Origin of the sequence: Nocardiopsis sp. CC223A (assembly GCF_030766825.1) — a bacterium.
Lineage (GTDB): Bacteria > Actinomycetota > Actinomycetes > Streptosporangiales > Streptosporangiaceae > Nocardiopsis.
The window spans coordinates 12,275-31,613 of the sequence record NZ_JASFDV010000045.1; the positions used below are offsets into that span (position 1 = coordinate 12,275).

Consider the following 19,339-nt stretch of genomic DNA (forward strand, 5'->3'; position numbering starts at 1 on the left):
CTCATACTCTCACTGAGTCGCGGACACCCGCGAAGAGGTCGGTCTCCGGGACCTCGGTGTCCACCAGCGACCGCACCAGGTGGTAGTCCTCGGTCGGCCAGGCCTGGGCCAGGACGTCGTTGGGCACCGCGAACCAGAACCCGTTGGGGTCCACCTGGGTCTCGTGCGCCTTCAGCGCCTTCTCGGCGACGTGGAAGTACTCGCCGCACTCCACCCGCGTGGTGATCTCCCAGGTGGGCCGGTCGCCGCGGTCCTTGATGCGGTCGATCCACTCCTTGTAGGGGTTCTCCAGCCCCTTCTCCTCCAGCAGCGCGGTGATCGCCTCGAACCGCTCGACCGGGAACGAGACGAAGTAGTACAGCTTGAGGGGTTGCCAGGGGTCGCCGGCGCCCGGGTAGGAGTCCGGGTCACCCGCCGTGTCGAAGGCGTGCATCGACACCTTGTGGGTCATGATGTGGTCGGGGTGGGGGTAACCGCCGTTCTCGTCGTAGGTGAGGATCACGTGCGGGCGGAAGCGGCGGATCGACTCCACCAGCGGCGCGGCGGCCTCCTCCACCGGGGTGAGGGCGAAGCAGCCCTCGGGCAGCGGCGGCAGCGGGTCGCCCTCGGGCAGTCCGGAGTCGACGAAACCGGCGAACTCCTGCCGGATCCCGAGGATCTCGCGGGCGCGGTCCATCTCGCGGCGGCGCACCTCCGCGATGTTCTCGCGGACGTCGGGCCGCTCCATGGCGGGGTTGAGGATGTCACCGCGTTCACCACCGGTCATGGTGACGACCAGCACGTCGGCTCCTTCGGCGACGTAGCGCGCCATCGTGGCCGCGCCCTTGCTGGACTCGTCATCGGGGTGGGCATGCACGGCCATGAGCCGCAGGCGCTCGGACAACGAAGGGTTCTCCTTGACTCGGTCGACGGTCGCAGGGGCGTACCGTCCGGCTCCCCTGATCACGGCACATCCGGCGACTTGGTGCGGGCCGCGCGGGGGGGCTGTCAGGTCGGGGATATCTTAGACAACACCGTCCCCGTGTACGGAGATTCCCGATGCCCACCACCCCGGAGGAAGACGCCGTGAAGAGCGCCGACGAACCGGCCGCCGACGCGGCCGTCCCCGACGCGGAGACCGCACCCGCCCTGCGCAAGCGCCACGGCAACGGGCCGGTCTTCTTCGTGATCGCGACGGCGTTCGCCGTGCTGTGCGCCGTCGGGTGGGGCTACGCGGTCATGAGTTACACCGGGCTGGGCGGGGGCGTGTACCACCAGGTGGTCTCCTCGGCGGCGCCGTCGGCGTCCGAGGCGACCATCACCTACGAGGTGAACAGCCGCGACGGGGCCGTGTGCCTGATCCGCGCGCTGGACGAACGCCTGGTGGAGGTCGGCCAGCGGACCGTGACGACGGAGCCGGGGAACCGCATGGTCTCCACGACCGTTGAAACGATTCGTCAGGCCGCAACGGTAGAAGTGGCCTCGTGCAGGGAACAAGGTTCGCAGGACTGACGCCGACGAACCCCTTCCCCACCGGTCCGGGTGACGGAGCCGGATCTTCGGGAACCGTGTGCCATGACACACGGTGATATTCTCGTAAGTTCAGCTCTGGCCGCCTGGTGGCCTTTGCTACTAGTACACAAGGAGTTCCCGTGACCCAGACCCGCGATGACAACGTCACCTGGCTCACTCAGGAGGCGTACGACCGGCTCAAGGCCGAGCTGGACCACCTGACGGGGAGCGGGCGCATCGAGATCGCGGAGAAGATCGAGGCGGCCCGCGAGGAGGGCGACCTCAAGGAGAACGGCGGCTACCACGCCGCCAAGGAGGAACAGGGCAAGATGGAGGCCCGTATCCTCCAGCTCACCGAGATCCTGCGCACCGCGCGGGTCGGCGAGGCGCCTCGGACCGAGGGCGTGGTCGGCCCCGGCATGACCGTCACCGTCATGTTCGACGGCGACGACGAGGAAGTGACCTTCCTGCTCGCCTCCCGGGAGGAGAGCGGCTCCCCGATCGACGTGTACTCCCCGCGCTCCCCGCTCGGCTCCGCCATCAACGGCAAGGCCGTCGGCGAGAAGGTCAGCTACCAGCTGCCCAACGGCAAGAGCCTCGGGGTCGAGATCATCGAGGCGGTTCCCTACAGCGGTATGTAGGGCGGATCCCCGGAGGGGATCGAGGCGGTGAGGGGCGGCGGATGCCGCCCCTCACCGCATGTGGCGGGAGAAACGGGTGGGGCGCAGGCATCCTCCGGGCCCCGGGGTGCGTCGTACCCTCGTGAGTGCGGCCGACGGGTGCCGCCTCCCGACCACCGAAAGGGCACGATGTCCTCGCCTTACTGGAACCCGCAGGGTCCCGGCCACGGCGGCCGTCCTCCCCGGGGCGGCTGGGGTCCGGCCGGACCGCCTCCCCCTGGTCCGCAGGGCGGGTGGCTGCCGCCGCCCGAGCCGGAACCGGTGCCCGCGGGTCCCGAGCGCGCCTCCTTCGGCCTGCGCCTGTCGGCCCGGCTCATCGACTACGTCCTGGCCGTGATCGCGGCCACGGCGTTCTTCATCCTGATGGCGATCGTCATCGTGCTCCTCACCGGAGGCGCGGAGACGTCCGACGCCCAGGGCGAGGTGTGGGGGTGGCTGTTCCTCTTCGGCTGGGGCGTGTTCCTGTTCTTCTACGACTGGCTGTTCCTGGTCACCTGGGGCGCCACGCTCGGCAAGATGATGCTCGGGATCAAGGTGATCCGCGCCGACGGCGGCCGCCTCACCCAGCGCCAGGCCCTCGGGCGCTCGGCCTTCTTCTGCCTGCCCCAGTCCCTGCCCTGTGTCGGCCACCTGCTGAGCCTGATGGAGAGCATGGCCGCGCTGGGCGAGGAGGGCCTGGCCCTGCACGACCGCGTGGCCGGGACCGTCGTCGTGCGCTCCCGCCGGTGAGGGGACGCTCCCGATGACCCGGCCCCACCCGGGCGACACCGGCCCCGCGGGCCCCGGCCCGGAACCGGCCCCGTTCTCGCTGCGCGCGACGGCCCGGTTCATCGACATCGTGTTGGCGACGACCGCGATCTCGGTGCTGCTCGTCCTCGCGGCGCTCCCGGCCGCGGCGCTCCCCCTCGACGGGTCCGTCGTGTCCGGGTTCTGGGCCGGGCTGGTGCTGTTCGGCGGGGCCGCGCTGCTGTTCCTCTACGAGTGGCTCTTCCTCGTCGCCCGGGGCGCCACCCCGGGCAAGATGATGACGGGCATCGCCGTGGTCGGCCCCGGCGGCGACCGCCCCACCCGTGGCCAGGCCGCACTGCGCGCCGCCGTGCTCTGTCTGCCCCAGTCCCTGCCCTGCGTCGGCCTGTGCTTCACCCTGGTCGAGAGTCTGGGCGCGGTCTCCCCCGGCGGCCTCACCCTGCACGACCGGACGGCCCGGACCGCGGTCGTCCGGGTCCCCGACGCACCGGCGGCGCCCTAGGTGTACCGGCCTCCGTGGTCGGTACACCTGATATGTAGGGGTTGTTTGTCGAGAGAGCAGCTCTGACCAGCGGAGATAGGCAATGGCCTGTCACCGCTGGTGTCCTACGGGGCCTTTCCCGGCCTTGTTCGATAGCCGCCACCCCCGTCACGCTGAGCTGGGAGTCAAGGTGGAGCGCCCCGAGCCCCGGCGAGGGACGAACGACCTTGACCACCGGCGAGGGCGTGACGACCCTGGGCGCAGCGAGAAAGATCTGCGCTGGGGAGGGTGCCCACTAGCCACCGCGGCATGACCCCCACCCCGGCAAACCTTTTCAGTCACCGCACTAGCGGCAGGCGGGGGCGTCGGCGCCGCCCTCGGCGTACACCGCCGGGATGTAGTCGCCCTCACCGATCCGGTACCAGGTGTCGCCGGTGCCCTGCGGGCCGGTGGCCGGTGCCCCGGTCTCCTGGCAGATGACGTCGATGTTCGCCTTGTGGGCGGCCAGGCCGACCGCGGGGTGCTCCGGGCCCGCGCCGCTGCGCACCACGACCGGGTCGCGGCGGGTCGACGTGGTCACCTCGATGCGGTGGCGGTACTCGCCGGTCCACAGGTAGTCGACCTGCACCCAGCCGTTGGTGGGCAGTCGGAGACCGCCGTTGAACGCGCCGTCGGCCAGGTCGATCCCGGCCGGGTTGCGCACCCGGCGGCCGAACCCGTCCAGGCCGCCGTTGTACCCCTGGGTGTAGGCGGCCTGGGCCTGGGGGCGGCCCCGGTCGAGGTCGCGCCAGGACTGACGGTCGTCGTTCCAGTGGTCGTCGGTGATGTTCCACGGGCCCACGTCCCAGACGGGCAGGTAGGCGCAGCGGGCCTCGTGGTCCTCGGTGTCGCCCTCGCCCTCCGGGCCCAGGGCCCCGGTGCTGCACACCCGGACGGTGTACTCGCCGCCGCCCCGGGTGGCCAGCCCGCGCCGGGAGGGCAGGGCCACGAAGTGGTCGTTCTCGCGGATGATGTGCCCGTTGGCGGTGGTCTCCCCCACCAGGCCGATGCGGGTGGCGAAGAGCCGGGCGGAGAACGGGCGCTCGGGGATGTCGTCGCCGTGGTCGATCTTGTCCTCGGGCGGGTCGCCGCCGTCGCCGTCGGGGTCCCCGCCGTCACCGTCGTCGGGCCGGGGCCCGGCCTCGGGCGAGGGCTCGGGGGCGGGGTCGTCGGGCGAGGGTTCGGGAGAGGGGTCGGGCGAGGGCTCGGGGGCGGGGTCGTCGGGCGAGGGTTCGGGCGAAGGGTCGGGCGAGGGCTCGTCGGACCGGCCGGCCGGGATGTCCCCGGTGCCCTCCAGCGGGCGCACGCTCAGGCCGGTGACGGCGGTGTCGACGCCGTCGACGCCCACCCGCAACTGCACCCGGAAGACGTCGACCGACAGCATGATGCGGCCGCCGTGGTCGGGGGCCGGGTACCACTCGGTCCACATGCCGTCGGCGCGGACGCCGCGCACCTCGGCCAGCACGTCCTCGGGGTCGCCGGAGGAGCCCACCCGCACGTCGACGGTGTCGGTGGGCCGCTCCAGGGCCTGTTCGGGAAAGGTCGCCAGCCCGGTGGCCCGGACGCCGCTCTCGCGGCGCAGGGAGGCCGAGGGGCCGACGGCCTCGTCCAGGCGCAGCGTTCCGGAGGCCAGGACCAGGCCGATGCGGTCGGCGGACTCCAGGTCCTGGGGGAGCCAGCCGGTCTCCGCGAAGGCGGTCCGGGGCCCGACCGGGAGCAGCAGGACCAGTGCCCCCGCCACCGCCCAGCCTCTGCCGCGCATGCGGGTCGAAGTGGGTGCACACCTGGGCATGACGAACCCTTCCCATTGATCACACAGAGTGAGATAATCCTGCACTCTTAGTAAGCGCCCCGGTATGCGCACACTCAAGGAACTCGCGTCGAGTGTTGGTGATACGGCGGTAAAGGTCCGGTTCGCCGCGGGGAAGGCGGCGTCCGCTCAGGCGAAGGCCAGCAGGCAGGCCGTGAACGCGTGCAGGTGGTTGACCCCGCCGACCGGGCCGATCTCCCCCGACGCGAAGAACCCCGCCACCGCCTCCGCGCCCAGCACCCGGCGCACCGCCAGCACGTCGTGGTCGGCGTGCGGGAACAGCGCCGCGCCGCGCCCGTTGCAGGAGAACAGCAGCCCCGCCCCCACCCGGTGGCGCTCGCCGAAGTCGGCCAGCCGCCGGGCCAGGTCCTCGTCCGCGGTCCCGGCGTCGCGCAGTTGGAAGCGGACCGTCTGCCCCACCTCGACCGACTCGTCGACGAACAGCGTGCCCGCCTCGGCGTCGGCGCCGGTCAGCGAGCGGATGAGGAAGTCGCCCTGCTCGTGGTGGTCGGCGTACTCGTCCATGGCGATGCCCAGGTGCAGCCCCTGCTCCGCCAGATCCCGGTCCTCGTCGGAGAGCGTCTCCAGCACCGCCTCCAGGCGGGTGTAGGCGGGTTCCCCGGCCAGCTCCTTGACCACGTTGTCGCGCGACCCGGTGACCGTCATCGCCGGCCCGATCGGGCGGCAGCCCTGGCTCACCACGGTGCCCAGCACGCCGTCGCCGCCGATGAGCAGGCCCACCGCGCCGTTCTCGGCCACCGCGCCGTCGCAGAACAACCGGACCGACCCCTCGCCGAGCATGCCGTCGGCCATGCCGCCCACCAGTGGCAACCCGCCCAGTGCCCGGGTGGACTCGCGCACGAACTCCCGCGCCGGGAACTCGTAGGGGTTGACCAGCAGCAGGGCGGCCCGGTCGCGCGGACCCGGCTCGCGCATGCCCACCACGGTGAGCCGCTCGCCCTCCACCACCGTGTCCAGCCGGAACGGGGTGAGCTCCGCCCCCGGCAGCCGGGCGCACCACACGCCGACCGAACCCTGTCCCTCCACCGCCCGGCCGCCGCCGATGACCCCTACGGCGCTGCACCCCAGGGTGAGCGCGGCGCCCGCCAGCTCCATCACACGGGTCCCGGCCAGCGAGACCTCCTCGGTGTCGGCACCGCAGATGAAGAAGCACACCAGGTCGGCCGGGCCGTCGAGCCGGGCCAGGGCGGTGAGCGCCGCGCGTTCGGCCGCGTTCACCAGGTCCGCCCCGGTCGTCAGTGCATCGCCGAACCGCGCCACCGGCTGGACCCCTCCTCATCGTCGGACCCGCCGAACGCGGGTGCCACCCTCCGTCATTGTCCCACCCCGGACCCGCTGCGGAGCCCGGCCGGGACCGGTCTCGGCCACCATCGGCCGCCGTCCGACGGAGTAGGTTCTGAAGGGTGACACCTCCACCTCCCCCCGCCCTGCCCCGGACACTGGCCGGGCTGCGCGCGTCCGGCCACGAGCACCGCACCGTGGCCGCCGAGATCCGCGCGAATCTGCTGTCCCGCCTGGCCTCCGGGCGGCCCCGCTTCCCCGGGATGCACGGGTTCGACGCCACGGTGCTGCCCGCCCTGGAGAAAGCCCTGCTGGCCGGGCACGACGCCGTCCTGCTCGGCGAGCGCGGCCAGGGCAAGACCAGGCTCATCCGCGCCGTCGCCGACCTGTTGGACGACTGGTCGCCGGCGGTCGCCGGATGTTCCGTGAACGATCACCCCTACGCCCCGGTGTGCCCCTCCTGCCTGCGGCGGGCCGCCGCGGAGGGCGACGACCTGCCGGTGGTGTGGCGCCACCGCTCCGAACGCTACGGGGAGAAGCTCGCCACCCCCGACACCGGCACCGCCGAGCTCATCGGCGACATCGACCCGGCCCGGTTGGCCGAGGGCCGCTCCCTGGGCGACCCCGAGACCGTCCATTACGGCCTGGTGCCGCGCGCCAACCGGGGTGTGTTCTGCGTCAACGAGCTGCCCGACCTGCCCGCCCGCGCCCAGGTGGCGCTGTTCAACGTGTTGGAGGAGCGCGACCTACAGATCCGCGGGTACGCGCTGCGCCTACCGCTGGACCTGCTGCTGCTGGCCAGCGCCAACCCCGACGACTACACCGACCGGGGGCGGATCGTCACTCCGCTCAAGGACCGGTTCGGCACCCAGGTGCGCACGCACTACCCGCCGACCCTGGACGACGAGCGGGCGGTGCTGCGCCAGGAGGCGGCGGTGCCCGACGGCACCGTGGTCCCCGGGCACCTGTGGGAGGCCGTCGCGCGGTTCACCCGGCTGGCCCGCGACTCCCGCAAGGTCGATCCCCGCTCCGGCGTCTCGGTCCGGTTCGCGGTGGCGGCGGTGGAGACGGTGGCGGCCTCCGCGCTGCGCCGGTCCGCGCTGGCCGGGGAGGGTGTCCCGGTGGCCCGGGTGTGCGACCTGGCCGCCGCCGTGCCCTCGCTGCTGGGCAAGGTGGAGTTCGCGATGGGCCACGAGGAGGACGGGGAGGCGATCCTGCTCGGGTTGCTGCGCCGGGCCGTCTCCGACACGTTCCGCGCCCGGCTGGGGGACCTGGACCTGACCCCGTTGGCCGACCGGTTCGCCGCGGGCGGCACCGTGGAGAGCGGCGACCTGGTGGGCGCCGCCGAACTGCTGCGCCGGATCGGGACGGTACCCGGGCTGGCGGCGATGATCGCGGCCGCCGCGCCCGAGGACGAGGACGGCGCGGCCTCCCCCGGGCTGGCCGCCGCGGTGGTCGAGTTCGCGCTGGAGGGCCTCTACCTGGAACGACGCCTGTCCAAGGACATCGTTGCCGACGGAGGGGTCTACCGGTTCTGAAAGCCGGGAACATACCGGTTCGGCGTGCATCCCTGGAGGTAGTGGTTGTGAGGTTCCGGTACCGGGCGTACATGGGCGGCCCCGACCCCCTGGCCGAACCCGACCCGCCGCCCGCGGAGGCCGTCGGTGCGGCCCGGGCCCTGCTCGACCTGATCGCGGGCTCCCGGGGAGCCGATGACGGCGTGGGCGCCGTGGAGAAGGCGGTGACCCGCTACGCGGAGGGCGACCGGTCGGCCCTGGACGCCCTGGACTCCCCCGGCGCCCTGCTGGGCCGCGCCCTGGGGGCCGACGCACGCGAACTGTGGGACCGGCTGGACCGGGCCGACCACGGGCTGAGCCCGCGCGAGCTGCGGCGGCTGGCCGAGGTGGCGCTGGGAGAGGCGCGCGACGCTCCCCGCCCGGGACCGCACAGGGCGGGGCCGGGGGGCGGGGCCGGCACCGAACCGACCGGCCGCGACGTCCCCTACCGGGCGGACCGGCCGCTGGACGCGGTGGCCAGCATGCGCCGGGCGATGCTGCGCCGGGCCGCCGATCCCGCCGACGCGGCCGCGCTGCGGGCCGGGGACCTGCGGTCGGCGGAGGCCGAGCCCGCCACCGGGTCGGCGGTGTCGCTGCTGGTGGACCTGTCCCACTCCATGGCGGCGCGGTCCCTGCACGAGGCCGCGGTGCGCACCGCGCTGGCACTGGACGCGCTGGTGCGCCGCCATCCGGGGGACCGGGTGCAGTGGGTGGGGTTCGGCGCGACCGCCCGCGAGACGGGTCCCGCCGAACTGGTCGCCCACCCGTGGGGACGGGTGCCCGGCACCAACCTGCACCACGCGCTGCGGCTGGCGCGCGGGTACCGCAGGCGCCACCCCAGTCTGGCCCACCGCGTTCTGGTGGTCACCGACGGGGAGCCGACCGCCCACCTGGGCGAGGACGGCGACGCCCGGTTCTCCTGGCCGGCGAGCCCGCGCACCGCGGAGGTGACGGTCGCCGAGCTGGACGCCGCGGTACGGGAGGGATCGCGGGTGACGTTCTTCCTGCTCTCCGACGATCCGCGGCTGCGCGCCTTCCGCGACCTGGTGGTGCGGCGGCGCGGCGTGAACGCGGTCGCCGCCGACGCGGAGGCCCTGGCGCCCCTGCTGCTGGACGCCTACCTCGGCGGACGGCCGTGGCCGCGTGCATGAGCCGGGCTCACATGCTTCTGCACGTGCGTTTCAACGCTCGAAGATGTTGACGTCCGAGGCCATGAGCAGCAGTTCCTCCGGGGCGTCGCCGCCGGAGTACAGCAGCTGGTGGCGGTTGGCGGGCATGACCGTCTCGGTGAAGCGCAGCGGGCGGTCGCCGTCGTAGACGACCCGCTCGTGGACGAGCAGCGGGATGCCCGGCCCCAGGTTGAAGGAGTCCGCCTCGTCCTGGGACGGCATGCGGGCGCCCACGATGTCCCAGTTCCATTCCTCCCGGTAGCCCAGGTCGCGCAGTACGGAGGTGACACCCTGCTCCAGGTGCTGGGGGGTCATGAGCGGGGTGTTGCTGGCGATGGTGAAGGGGAAGAAGGTGATCTGGGACTGCCACAGGCCGCCCTCGACGAACCGGTCGCAGGAGCGGATGACGACCAGGCCCCCGTTGGGCCCCTCCTCCTGGCCGCCCCAGCGCAGGCGTTTGGCGACCCGGGGCCGCATGGTGTCGAGGCTGACCTTGATCCGCTGCTCGATCTGGTCGTACCCGGCCTCGCGCAGGTGCGGCTGGTAGCCGTCCTCGAAGCGTTCGGAGTCGGTGCCGCCCGAGACCGGGGTGGCCAGGTGGACGATGGGCCGGTGGTCGGCGACGAACGCGCCGCGCCCGGCCTGGATGGCGATGACCCCCTCGTCCTGGAGGATGCGCATGCCCAGCCGGGCGGTGGCCCGGGACACGCCGAACTGCTCGGCGAGCTCTTCCTCGCCCGGTAGCCGTTCCCCGGGTTTGAAGTCGCCGCGGGCGAGGGCCTCGCGCAGGTGATCGGCGACCACCGTCTTCTTCGACGTGCTCATGCGTGTCCGTTCCGTCGGTCCGGTCGTCGTCGGCCGTGGGGGGTCCGCCTGCGCGGAGCGGATGGCCCTTCCCCGTCAACGCACGGCCCCCGTCCCGGGTTCTCCCCCGCGGGGACGACCTCGTACCGCCGGAACGTCCGCCCCGCCGGGGCGGACGTTCGGCGGGTGCGCGGGTCAGTCGCGGTGGTAGGCACCGATGTCACCGTGCTCGTACTGGTAGCGGATGCTGTGACCGGCGTAGACGGTCTCGACCACCCGGATCGGCCGCTCCTCGGAGAGGTCGGTGCGGTGGACCCACAGCACCGGGACCCCGGGGGGCAGCTCCAGCTGGGCGGCCTCGTTGGGGCTGGGCATCCGGGTCTCCAGCTCGTCCACGAACCCGACCTGCCGGTGGCCGTGCTCGGCCATGACCGACAGACCGCTCTCCACGTCCTCGGGCAGCATGAGCGGGGTGCCCTGGACCAGGTCCATCGGGTAGAACGCGGAGCTGATCGACCCGGAGATCTCACCGGAGAAGCGGTACATGCGCCGGACCACCGTCATGTCGCCCTCGGGGACACGCAGCCGGCTGGCGAGGTCGGCGTTGGCGCTGAGGAGCTGGAGTTCCTCCAGGGTCTGCCCGGCCATGTTGGACTCGGTGAACCCGTCGACGCCCTTGGGCCGGTTGGCGTGGAAGGTCTCGGGGACGACGTCCTGCACGAAGTGGCCGCGACCGGGGCGGCTGATGATCAGCCCCTGGTTGCGGAGCATGCCCAGGGCCAGCCTGACGGTGTTGCGGGAGGCGCTGAAACGCTCTTCGAGCTGCTTCTCCGAGGGCAGCTGCCCGCCGAGGGGCAGGCTCCCCTCTCTGATCTCCCTGCGCAACGCTCGGGCGATCTGTCGATATCTGCTTTCTGCCCGCATAAGTCAGCCCTCAAGGGGGTAGCACTAGACCAACAACTTAACTTGTACCAACAAGGTGATCGGTACACCAACCAAACATGTTAGTCCGGTTTCGTTGAACCCATCATAGATGAAGGCCACCCTTAGTACACGGTGGCGCTGCCAGTTGGTCATACGGAAAAGCGACGATCGAGGTCCACAGAACCGATCACCATCCGCCCACAGACGGACACCGCACCCGCGGTGCCGGGCCCCACCCGCAGGTGGCGGCACTCTCGACCGGATAAGGAACAGCTCGGACACCCAACGGAGATACAGATCATGTTCGCAAGCGTCATCATCGCCGTAGGCGGTCTCCTCCTGGCCCTGGCGGCCGGGTTCTTCCTCGCCGTCTCGATCGGCATCCGCCGCCAGGACCGCCGAGGGGGCTACCGCTCCCTCCGGGAGGAGGACGACAACAGCGCCCTCTCCCGCACCGGCAGCCTGATCGTCGGCCTCCACTTCGCCAACCCGACCCCGCGCGAGGACCTCGCCCGGGTCCCCGCTCCCCGATCCGCCCCCGAGCAGGACCGTACGCCCACCACGGTCTAGCCCGGGTCCTTTTGAACCTGCGCTCCGCTTCGGCCCGCCCGTCGCCCACCACCCTCAACGGATGGCCCGGGGCCACGGTCCCGCCACCCGGCTCGGCACCTCAGAAGGCGGGAACGGGTTCGAGGAAGCGCAGCGGCCCTGCGTCGACATCCTCGTTCCTCGGATGCCCTCTCCGGCCCCCCGGAACCCCGCCGGCGCCTCCCGAACCCCACAGGAGCGCCCCGCCCGGCACAACGGAGTGCCCACCCCGTTGCAGCCCGCCCCGTTGACAGAGACAGGAGCGCCGCGTCGGGCCCGGCAGAGTCGCCGCGGAGCCCGCGCGGCAGAGCCGCGAGCGCCGGGGGTTCGGCGCGCGGACCCCCGTAGGGGCCCGCCGGCCCCTCAGCCCTCCAGCGCCTGTAGCAGATCGGCCACCAGGTCGTCAGCCGACTCGATGCCCACGGAGATCCGGACCAGATCCGCCGGAACCTCCAGCGGGGAACCCGCGGTGGAGGCATGCGTCATCCGCCCCGGGTGCTCGATCAGGGACTCCACCCCGCCCAGGGACTCGCCCAGGGTGAAGACCTGCGTACGCTCGCACACCCTCAGAGCAGCCTTCTCCCCGTCGCGCAGAGCGAAGGAGACCATTCCACCGAAGGACCGCATCTGCCGCTCGGCGATCTTGTGGCCCGGGTGCCCCTCCAGCCCCGGGTAGAAGACCCGGCGCACCGCCGGGTGGCCCTCCAGCGCGGCCACGACCTTCTCGGCGTTGGCGCTGTGCCGGTCCATCCGCACGCCCAGGGTCTTGACCCCGCGCAGGGTCAGCCAGGAATCGAAGGGCCCCGGAATAGCACCCATGGTGTTCTGGTGGAACGCCAGCCGCTCGCCCAACTCGGCGTCGGCCACCACGAGCGCGCCGCCGACGACGTCGGAGTGCCCGCCCAGGTACTTGGTGGTCGAGTGGACGATGACGTCCGCGCCCAGGGTCAGCGGCCGCTGTAGGTAGGGCGAGGCGAACGTGTTGTCCACGACGTGGATCGCCCCGGCGTCGTGGGCGATCTGCGCGACCGTCTCGATGTCGGTGATGTTGAGCAGCGGGTTGGTGGGCGTCTCGGTCCAGATCACCTTGGTCTGCGGGCGCACCGCCGCCCGCACCGCCTCGGTGTCGGTCTGGTCGACCGCGTCCCAGGCGACCCCCCAGCGCTCGACCACCTTGGAGATCAGCCGGAAGGTCCCGCCGTAGGCGTCGCCCGGGATGATGATGTGGTCGCCCGGGGACAGCACCGTGCGCAGCAGGGTGTCCTCGGCCGCCATGCCGGAGGCGAACGCCAGGCCGCGCACGCCGTCCTCCAGTGCGGCCAGGCACTCCTCCAGTGCGGCCCGGGTGGGGTTGCCGGTGCGCGAGTACTCATAGCCCTGGCGCAGCCCGCCCACACCGTCCTGGGCGTAGGTGCTGGTCTGGTAGATCGGCACCACCACGGCCCCGGTGCCCGCGTCGGGCTCCTGGCCCGCGTGGATGGCCAGCGTCTCGAATCCGTCGAACTTCATGGGCACCACGATAGTCCCCGCGGGCCTCCCCGGACCCGCTTTCCACAGCCCCTCTTCCTGCACCGACGGTGTTCCCACCGGCCGGTGGGCAACCGCGGCCGAAGACCGCCCCCCACGCGGAGAGCCGACGGCCGAGGGCCGTCCTTAAGCGGGAAATCGGCGGCCGAAGGCCGTCCTTTTGAGGGCGGTGGCGGGCGACGGGAGAGCGGAGGCGGGTGACAGGAAGCCGGAGGCGGGTAACGGGAAACCGGAGGCGGGTGACAGGAAGCCGGAGGCGGGTGACAGGAAACCGGAGGCGGGTGACAGGAAGCCGGAGGCGGGTAACGGGAAACCGGAGGCGGGTGACAGGAAACCGGAGGCGGGTAACGGGAGAGCGGTGGCGGGCGACGGGAAACCGGTGGTGAGTGACAGGTGAGGGGCGAAGGGGGCACGGCCCGGCCGGGGGCCACCGCCCGGGGCGGTGCCCGGTGGCGGTCCGGCACGGGGACGGCCCGGCCGCCCCGGCTCAGGCCGAGGGGAAGCGGGGGGGCGTACCCGGCTGCGGCGGCGCTTCGGGGACACCGGGCGGCGGCCCGGCGGCGGGGGTGGGCACGCGGGTGGGGGTGCCCGCTTCGCGCAGCGGCGGCTGCCAGCCCAGCTCGGCCTCGTAGGTGCGCACGACCTTGCCCGGGATGCCCGCGATGACCGAGTGGTCGGGGTAGACGCCCGGGCGTACGACCGTCCCGGCCGCCACCACGCAGTTGCGGCCCAGGTGGACGCCGGGCAGGATCACCGCGTTCGCGCCGATCCAGGTCCCCGCGCCGATGCTGACCGGGTCGTCGACCGGCCATTGCAGGCCGACCGGGATCTCGGTGTTGGCGTAGGAGTGGTTCTGGTCGGTGATGTACACGTAGGGGCCGGTGTACACGTGGTCGCCGATGTCGATCGACTTGTGGGCGACGATGTGGGAGCCGCGCCCGATGGCGCACCCCGAACCGATCCGCACGACCGTGCCCGGGCCCAGGTCGTGGTCGGGTCCCATCCCGGCGGCCAGGGTCATGTCCCCGCCCAGCACGGTGAAGGCGCCGATCTCGATCCAGGGCTCGCCGTAGAGCGTGGCCGTGGGGAAGGCGATGGCGGAGCCGTCGCCGAAGCGCGCGAACCTGCGCGCCGCACGGGAACCGGAGCGGATCTCCGCGTGAGCGCGCGCGTACGACCAGAGCGAACGGATGATCCAGGACAACAGCCGCGACACGCGAGCTCCCATGTGTTACCTGCCAGTAGCCTTGCCGCGAACATTAGCAGTGTTCGAGTATGCGCCCCGATGTCCGTTCCGTTCGCACCGGGGCCCGAACAACGCTCGGTTCCGAGCGCCGTCCACGAGCGCGGCAGGGCCCCGCGGCCCCTCCCGCGCCCGTGGACGGCGGGGCGGCTCCCGCGGTACGCCCGCCGCCCGCCGCCCCGGGAAGCCGGGCACGCCCGGGAGCGCGCGGGCACCGGGACCGGAGGGCTCGGCGGTACAGGGCCGCCCGCCGCCCCTCACGGGGGCGGCGGGCGGCGGGGGCTCGCGGGAGGGCGCGGCCGCCGTCAGTTCGACAGGTGGGCCAGCAGGTCCTGCCGGGTGAGAATGCCCACGGGCTTGCCGTCGCGCAGTACCACCAGGGCGCCCGACGTGCGCAGCAGCCGCACGCAGTCCGCCACCGGGGTACCGGTGCCCACCGTGGCCAGCGGGCGGCCCATGTGCGCCTCCACCCGGTCGTCCAGCTGCGCCCGCCCGTCGAACAGGGCGTCCAGGACGTCGCGCTCGGCGAGGGAGCCGACCACCTCGGCCGCCATCACCGGCGGCTCCTCCTTCATGACCGGCAGCTGGGAGACCCCGTACTCGCGCATGATCGCCACCGCCGTACCGATGGTCTCCTCCGGGTGCGTGTGCACGAAGTCGGGCAGCTCCCCGCCCTTGGCGGCCAGCACCTCGCCCGCGGTGGCCTCCTCCGTGTCCGAGGCCAGGAAGCCGTAGTCGGACATCCACTCGTCGTTGAAGATCTTGCCCAGGTAGCCGCGCCCGCCGTCGGGCAGCAGCACCACGATCACGTCGTCGGGCCCGGCGTTCTCGGCCACCCGCAGCGCCGCCTCCACGGCCAGGCCGCAGGAGCCGCCCACCAGCAGGGCCTCCTCCCGGGCCAGGCGGCGGGTCATCAGGAACGAGTCCTTGTCGCTGACCGCCACGATCTCGTCGCAGACCCCGGTGTCGTAGGTGCCCGGCCAGATGTCCTCGCCGACGCCCTCCACCAGGTACGGGCGCCCCGAGCCGCCCGAGTAGACCGAGCCCTCCGGGTCGGCGCCCACGATCTTCACCGCGCCCCCGGAGACCTCCTTGAGGTAGCGGCCGGTGCCGCTGATGGTGCCGCCGGTGCCGATGCCCGCCACGAAGTGCGTGATGCGCCCCTCGGTCTGCTCCCAGATCTCCGGGCCGGTGGAGTGGTAGTGCGACTCCGGGTTGTTGATGTTCTCGTACTGGTTCGGCTTCCACGCGCCGGGGATCTCCCGGGCCAGGCGGTCCGAGACCGAGTAGTACGACTCCGGGTGCTCGGGGGCGACCGTGGTCGGGCACACCACGACCTCGGCCCCGTAGGCGCGCAGCACCGAGAGCTTGTCCGGGCCCACCTTGTCCGGGCAGACGAAGACGCAGCGGTAGCCCTTCTCCTGGGCGACGATCGCCAGGCCGATGCCGGTGTTGCCGGAGGTCGGCTCGACGATGGTGCCGCCCGGCTTGAGCTCGCCGCTCTTCTCCGCGGCCTCGACCATGCGCAGGGCGATGCGGTCCTTCACCGAACCGCCCGGGTTGAAGTACTCGACCTTGGCCACCACCGTGGGGGCGTTCGGTCCCAGCCCCTCGGTCACCTTCCGCAACCGGACGAGCGGGGTGTTCCCCACCAGGTCGATCAGTGAGTCGTATACCCGCACTTCATGCTCCCTTGCATCGTGGCGACCGGGTCTCGGCCCGCCGTTCGACTCGCGCCCCGATGGCGTGAGCCCGGGGCCGTGGGGCCGGTCCGGCCCGTCTCAACCCGACTCTAACGCCCCTCATCAGCGGGTTCCGCGCGCTCGGCGGGAGCCGGTCCGGTCGGGGCCGTCACCCGCGGGTTCGACCGTGCTCACCCCGGGGTTCGAACGCTGTTCCGCCGGGGTACGTGACCCGGCCTCCCCCCGCCGGTAGCCTCGATGGTCCGACCGGCCCGCCGCGCAGGGGCGCGGGTCCGAGGCCCCGAACGCCCCGGAGGTCGTTCCGATGCTGCGAGCCGCACGCGCACGGCGGATAGCCGCGGCCACCGCGTTCGGTGGCGGCGGGCTCACCCTCGTGGGCGCGGGAACGCTGGCCCTGCTCTACCTCCAGGCCCTGCTGGCCCGCCGGGCGGTGGGGGTCACCGAGTGGGAGCGGCCGGTCGTCGACGGGCTGCACGGCCAGGGCTCGGGACCGCCGATCCGCATGCTCATGATGGGCGACTCCACGGCGGCGGGGTTCGCCGTCGAGACCGCCGCCCGGACACCCTCGGTGATGCTGGCGACCGGCCTGTCCAACGCCGCCGACCGGCCGGTGCGGCTGCGCTGCACGGCGTTCCCGGGCGCCACCTCGGCAACCCTGGCCGGGCAGGCGGAACGGTCCGGGGCGCTGTCCGGGGGCACCCGCTACGACGTGGCCGTGGTGTTCATCGGCGCCAACGACGTCATCCGCCGGGTGCGGCCCAGCGACGCGGTGGCCGATCTGCGCGACGTCGTGCGCAGGCTGACGGACCAGGGCACGGCGGTGGTGGTGGCGACCTGCCCGGACCTGGGCACCGTGCGCCCGATCGGGTGGCCGCTGCGCTCGGTGGCGCGGCGCGCCTCACGCCAGCTGGCGGCCGCGCAGACGATCGCCGTCACCGAGGCGGGCGGCCGCACGGTGTCGTTGAGCGACCTGCTGGCCGACGAGTTCCGGTCCGACCCCTCGCTCATGTTCGGCCCCGACCGGTTCCACCCGTCGGCACGCGGCTACGCCCAGGCGGCCTCCGCGGTGCTGCCGTCGGTGTGCGCGGCGCTGGGGCTGCTCCCGGAACCGGACGCCCTCCCGGCCGCGGGCATCCTGCCGGTGGACCGGGCCGCGGTGGTCGCCGCGGAGAACCCCGGTACGGAGGTCTCCGCCGCGGGCGACCCCGCACAGGGACGGCGGGGCCGCTGGTCGGCCCTGGTCCGCCGGCCCCTGGCCGGCCTGCGCGGCCCGGCCGCCGGCCGGGAGCCGGTGTCCGCGGACGCGGGTGCGACCGCCGAGGACCCGCGGCCCGAGTCCGGGGATCGGTGAGATCACGGACAAGGACGACCCCGGGTGGCGCGGGAGGGCGACCTCCGGGTTTACTGACTGGTAACAAGACCTGTGGTGACCGGTACCATGCCGGTCGCACATCTGTAGCTCCACTCCGATAGGGACGCCGCCATGCCCGAAGCAGTCATCGTCGCCACCGCCCGTTCCCCGATCGGGCGCGCCTTCAAGGGTTCGCTCAAGGACATCCGTCCCGACGACCTCGCCGCACAGGTCATCGGCGCCGCCCTGGCCAAGGTCCCGCAGCTGGACCCGTCCTCGATCGACGACCTCATGCTCGGCTGCGGCCTGCCCGGCGGCGAGCAGGGCTTCAACATGGCCCGCGTGGTCGCCGTCCGGCTCGGCCTGGACACGGTGCCCGGCACCACCGTCACCCGCTACTGCTCCTCCTCGTTGCAGACCACCCGGATGGCCCTGCACGCGATCCGGGCGGGCGAGGGCGACGTGTTCGTCTCCGCCGGCGTGGAGACCGTGAGCCGCTTCGCCAACGGCAGCAGCGACGACCCGAAGAACGAGAACCCGCTGTTCGCCGACGCCAAGGCCCGCACCGAGAAGCGCGCCCAGGCCGGTTCCGCCGCCTGGACCGACCCGCGCGAGGACGGCGCCCTGCCCGACGTCTACATCGCGATGGGCCAGACCGCCGAGAACGTCGCCCAGATCACCGGCGTCTCCCGGCAGCGCCAGGACGAGTTCGCCGTCCGCTCCCAGAACCTCTCCGAGAAGTCCCTGGACAACGGCTTCTGGGAGCGCGAGATCGTCCCGATCACCCTGCCCGACGGCACCGTGGTCACCACCGACGACGGCATCCGCCGCGGCACCACCTACGAGAAGGTCTCCCAGCTCCAGCCGGTGTTCCGCCCCGACGGCACCGTGACCGCGGGCAACGCCTGCCCGCTCAACGACGGCGCCTCGGCGCTCGTCATCATGAGCGACACCAAGGCGGCGCAGCTGGGCCTGACCCCGCTGGCCCGCATCGTGTCCACCGGCGTCACCGGCCTGAGCCCGGAGATCATGGGCCTGGGCCCGGTCGAGGCCTCCAAGCAGGCCCTGGCCCGCGCCAACATGGCGATCGGCGACATCGACCTGGTCGAGATCAACGAGGCGTTCGCCGCGCAGGTCCTGCCCTCCGCCGACCAGCTGGGCGTGGACATCGACGCGCAGCTGAACGTCAACGGCGGCGGCATCGCGGTCGGCCACCCGTTCGGCAGCACCGGTGCCCGCATCACCGGCACCCTGATCAACGGGCTCCGGTTCCACGACAAGACCTTCGGTCTGGAGACCATGTGCGTCGGCGGCGGCCAGGGCATGGCGGCCGTCTTCGAGCGTCTGAGCTGATCCGCTCTCCGTGGGGGGCCGGGGCGCGCGCCCCGGCCCCTTTCTGCTTTTTCCGCACCTCTCCGCGTTTTCCGGACTTTTGTCCCGCCGCCCGGGGGACTCCGGAACATGCGCAGAGGTCGCTTAGCACCGGTGGTAACGGTCGTCCAGGGCGCCTTGGCAAACGTTCCCGCACATGCAAGGTAAAAGCCGGTGTCCGGGGCTTGTCCATACCGTGATCCTGATGCAGTGTCGCAGGTAAGCGTCAAACGCCAACGCACTGCCGGAGGTGCCCATGCCGGTAACCCACTCGCCGGAAGTCCACGCCAAGCTCATCGAACGCATCCCGGCCGTCACCGGCCGAGGACTCCACGAGTGGTTCGACGCCCTCGACCAGGGACCGGGCCTGCTCCGCTGCTCCGACCGGGCCAACTGGCTCGCCGACGAGTACGGGCTGCCCCCGTGGTACGCCCAGGCCCTCGTCACCGAGTACGAACGCCGCCGACGGAACCGCTCCATCCCCGCACCGCGCCGCGCGGGCGAGCGGAGCCCGGAGTCGGCCTGAGGCCGGCTCCAGACCGTATCCGCCACA

Annotated in this window: 19 protein-coding genes; 11 read left to right on the forward strand and 8 right to left on the reverse strand. The window is 72.7% G+C overall.

Going from position 1 to position 19,339, the window contains the following annotated elements:
• Window position 1: 1 nt before the first annotated feature.
• On the reverse strand, window positions 2–883 hold the full coding sequence (mca, locus tag QJS33_RS18230) for a mycothiol conjugate amidase Mca (protein ID WP_306369211.1): 882 nt from the start codon (window positions 881–883) through the stop codon (window positions 2–4).
• Between the two features lie 155 nt (window positions 884–1,038).
• Between mca and QJS33_RS18235 the strand changes: the two genes are divergently transcribed.
• The 4 genes from QJS33_RS18235 to QJS33_RS18250 all read left to right on the forward strand — a co-directional run bounded on the left by QJS33_RS18235 (window position 1,039) and on the right by QJS33_RS18250 (window position 3,420).
• Window positions 1,039–1,491, forward strand: a complete 453-nt coding sequence (locus QJS33_RS18235; RefSeq protein ID WP_306369212.1) for a DUF4307 domain-containing protein — start codon at window positions 1,039–1,041, stop codon at window positions 1,489–1,491.
• Between the two features lie 140 nt (window positions 1,492–1,631).
• Complete coding sequence (gene greA, locus QJS33_RS18240) at window positions 1,632–2,132, forward strand: transcription elongation factor GreA (RefSeq protein ID WP_220563246.1); 501 nt, start codon at window positions 1,632–1,634, stop codon at window positions 2,130–2,132.
• 168 nt (window positions 2,133–2,300) lie between these two features.
• On the forward strand, window positions 2,301–2,900 hold the full coding sequence (locus QJS33_RS18245) for an RDD family protein (RefSeq protein WP_306369213.1): 600 nt from the start codon (window positions 2,301–2,303) through the stop codon (window positions 2,898–2,900).
• A 13-nt stretch (window positions 2,901–2,913) separates the two neighbouring features.
• Window positions 2,914–3,420 (forward strand): RDD family protein, encoded by a 507-nt coding sequence (locus QJS33_RS18250; RefSeq protein ID WP_306369214.1) that lies wholly within the window; start codon window positions 2,914–2,916, stop codon window positions 3,418–3,420.
• Window positions 3,421–3,745: 325 nt separating this feature from the next.
• On the opposite strand, the gene QJS33_RS18255 is transcribed toward QJS33_RS18250, so the two are convergent.
• Window positions 3,746–5,200: a hypothetical protein gene (locus tag QJS33_RS18255; RefSeq protein ID WP_306369215.1), complete on the reverse strand. Its 1,455-nt coding sequence runs from the start codon at window positions 5,198–5,200 to the stop codon at window positions 3,746–3,748.
• A 177-nt stretch (window positions 5,201–5,377) separates the two neighbouring features.
• Window positions 5,378–6,529, reverse strand: a complete 1,152-nt coding sequence (locus QJS33_RS18260; RefSeq protein ID WP_306369216.1) for an FIST N-terminal domain-containing protein — start codon at window positions 6,527–6,529, stop codon at window positions 5,378–5,380.
• A gap of 143 nt (window positions 6,530–6,672) precedes the next feature.
• Between QJS33_RS18260 and QJS33_RS18265 the strand changes: the two genes are divergently transcribed.
• Together QJS33_RS18265 and QJS33_RS18270 are read left to right on the forward strand one after the other, a co-directional pair.
• The gene (locus tag QJS33_RS18265) at window positions 6,673–8,088 is read left to right on the forward strand and encodes a sigma 54-interacting transcriptional regulator (protein WP_306369217.1); all 1,416 of its coding nucleotides are present in this window, start codon (window positions 6,673–6,675) and stop codon (window positions 8,086–8,088) included.
• Window positions 8,089–8,135: 47 nt separating this feature from the next.
• Window positions 8,136–9,257, forward strand: a complete 1,122-nt coding sequence (locus QJS33_RS18270) for a hypothetical protein (RefSeq protein ID WP_306369218.1) — start codon at window positions 8,136–8,138, stop codon at window positions 9,255–9,257.
• A gap of 30 nt (window positions 9,258–9,287) precedes the next feature.
• On the opposite strand, the gene QJS33_RS18275 is transcribed toward QJS33_RS18270, so the two are convergent.
• Together QJS33_RS18275 and QJS33_RS18280 are read right to left on the reverse strand one after the other, a co-directional pair.
• A complete protein-coding gene (locus QJS33_RS18275) occupies window positions 9,288–10,100 on the reverse strand; it encodes a GntR family transcriptional regulator (RefSeq protein ID WP_306369219.1) in 813 nt (270 codons plus the stop codon).
• A gap of 174 nt (window positions 10,101–10,274) precedes the next feature.
• Entirely contained in the window at window positions 10,275–11,003 is a 729-nt protein-coding gene (locus QJS33_RS18280; RefSeq protein WP_306369220.1) for a GntR family transcriptional regulator, read from the reverse strand.
• A gap of 300 nt (window positions 11,004–11,303) precedes the next feature.
• Between QJS33_RS18280 and QJS33_RS18285 the strand changes: the two genes are divergently transcribed.
• Entirely contained in the window at window positions 11,304–11,573 is a 270-nt protein-coding gene (locus QJS33_RS18285) for a hypothetical protein (protein WP_306369221.1), read from the forward strand.
• A 381-nt stretch (window positions 11,574–11,954) separates the two neighbouring features.
• On the opposite strand, the gene QJS33_RS18290 is transcribed toward QJS33_RS18285, so the two are convergent.
• Entirely contained in the window at window positions 11,955–13,100 is a 1,146-nt protein-coding gene (locus QJS33_RS18290; protein WP_306369222.1) for a cystathionine gamma-synthase, read from the reverse strand.
• 215 nt (window positions 13,101–13,315) lie between these two features.
• Here QJS33_RS18290 and QJS33_RS31430 point away from each other — a divergent pair, with 215 nt between their 5' ends.
• A complete protein-coding gene (locus QJS33_RS31430; protein WP_372339678.1) occupies window positions 13,316–13,504 on the forward strand; it encodes a hypothetical protein in 189 nt (62 codons plus the stop codon).
• 101 nt (window positions 13,505–13,605) lie between these two features.
• Here QJS33_RS31430 and QJS33_RS18295 read toward each other — a convergent pair whose 3' ends face one another.
• Both QJS33_RS18295 and QJS33_RS18300 read right to left on the reverse strand, forming a co-directional pair.
• A complete protein-coding gene (locus QJS33_RS18295; protein WP_306369223.1) occupies window positions 13,606–14,346 on the reverse strand; it encodes an acyltransferase in 741 nt (246 codons plus the stop codon).
• Between the two features lie 320 nt (window positions 14,347–14,666).
• Window positions 14,667–16,043: a cystathionine beta-synthase gene (locus QJS33_RS18300; RefSeq protein WP_306369224.1), complete on the reverse strand. Its 1,377-nt coding sequence runs from the start codon at window positions 16,041–16,043 to the stop codon at window positions 14,667–14,669.
• A gap of 325 nt (window positions 16,044–16,368) precedes the next feature.
• On the opposite strand from QJS33_RS18300, the gene QJS33_RS18305 reads away from it, so the two are divergent.
• The 3 genes from QJS33_RS18305 to QJS33_RS18315 all read left to right on the forward strand — a co-directional run bounded on the left by QJS33_RS18305 (window position 16,369) and on the right by QJS33_RS18315 (window position 19,312).
• The gene (locus tag QJS33_RS18305; protein ID WP_306369225.1) at window positions 16,369–17,415 is read left to right on the forward strand and encodes an SGNH/GDSL hydrolase family protein; all 1,047 of its coding nucleotides are present in this window, start codon (window positions 16,369–16,371) and stop codon (window positions 17,413–17,415) included.
• A 132-nt stretch (window positions 17,416–17,547) separates the two neighbouring features.
• The gene (locus QJS33_RS18310; RefSeq protein ID WP_306369226.1) at window positions 17,548–18,768 is read left to right on the forward strand and encodes an acetyl-CoA C-acetyltransferase; all 1,221 of its coding nucleotides are present in this window, start codon (window positions 17,548–17,550) and stop codon (window positions 18,766–18,768) included.
• Between the two features lie 274 nt (window positions 18,769–19,042).
• Window positions 19,043–19,312 carry a DUF4287 domain-containing protein gene (locus QJS33_RS18315; protein ID WP_306369227.1) on the forward strand — a complete coding sequence of 90 codons (270 nt, stop codon included), beginning with the start codon at window positions 19,043–19,045 and terminating at the stop codon, window positions 19,310–19,312.
• Window positions 19,313–19,339 lie beyond the last annotated feature (27 nt).

Bases quoted from the DNA above. Each gene is read 5' to 3' on its own strand.
- QJS33_RS18235 (WP_306369212.1), top strand. From the start codon at position 1,039: ATGCCCACCACCCCGGAGGAAGACGCCGTGAAGAGCGCCGACGAACCG.
- QJS33_RS18245 (WP_306369213.1), top strand. From the start codon at position 2,301: ATGTCCTCGCCTTACTGGAACCCGCAGGGTCCCGGCCACGGCGGCCGT.
- QJS33_RS18250 (WP_306369214.1), top strand. From the start codon at position 2,914: ATGACCCGGCCCCACCCGGGCGACACCGGCCCCGCGGGCCCCGGCCCG.
- QJS33_RS18255 (WP_306369215.1), bottom strand. From the start codon at position 5,200: ATGCGCGGCAGAGGCTGGGCGGTGGCGGGGGCACTGGTCCTGCTGCTC.
- QJS33_RS18275 (WP_306369219.1), bottom strand. From the start codon at position 10,100: ATGAGCACGTCGAAGAAGACGGTGGTCGCCGATCACCTGCGCGAGGCC.
- QJS33_RS18280 (WP_306369220.1), bottom strand. From the start codon at position 11,003: ATGCGGGCAGAAAGCAGATATCGACAGATCGCCCGAGCGTTGCGCAGG.
- QJS33_RS18285 (WP_306369221.1), top strand. From the start codon at position 11,304: ATGTTCGCAAGCGTCATCATCGCCGTAGGCGGTCTCCTCCTGGCCCTG.
- QJS33_RS18290 (WP_306369222.1), bottom strand. From the start codon at position 13,100: ATGAAGTTCGACGGATTCGAGACGCTGGCCATCCACGCGGGCCAGGAG.
- QJS33_RS18295 (WP_306369223.1), bottom strand. From the start codon at position 14,346: ATGGGAGCTCGCGTGTCGCGGCTGTTGTCCTGGATCATCCGTTCGCTC.
- QJS33_RS18305 (WP_306369225.1), top strand. From the start codon at position 16,369: ATGCTGCGAGCCGCACGCGCACGGCGGATAGCCGCGGCCACCGCGTTC.
- QJS33_RS18310 (WP_306369226.1), top strand. From the start codon at position 17,548: ATGCCCGAAGCAGTCATCGTCGCCACCGCCCGTTCCCCGATCGGGCGC.
- QJS33_RS18315 (WP_306369227.1), top strand. From the start codon at position 19,043: ATGCCGGTAACCCACTCGCCGGAAGTCCACGCCAAGCTCATCGAACGC.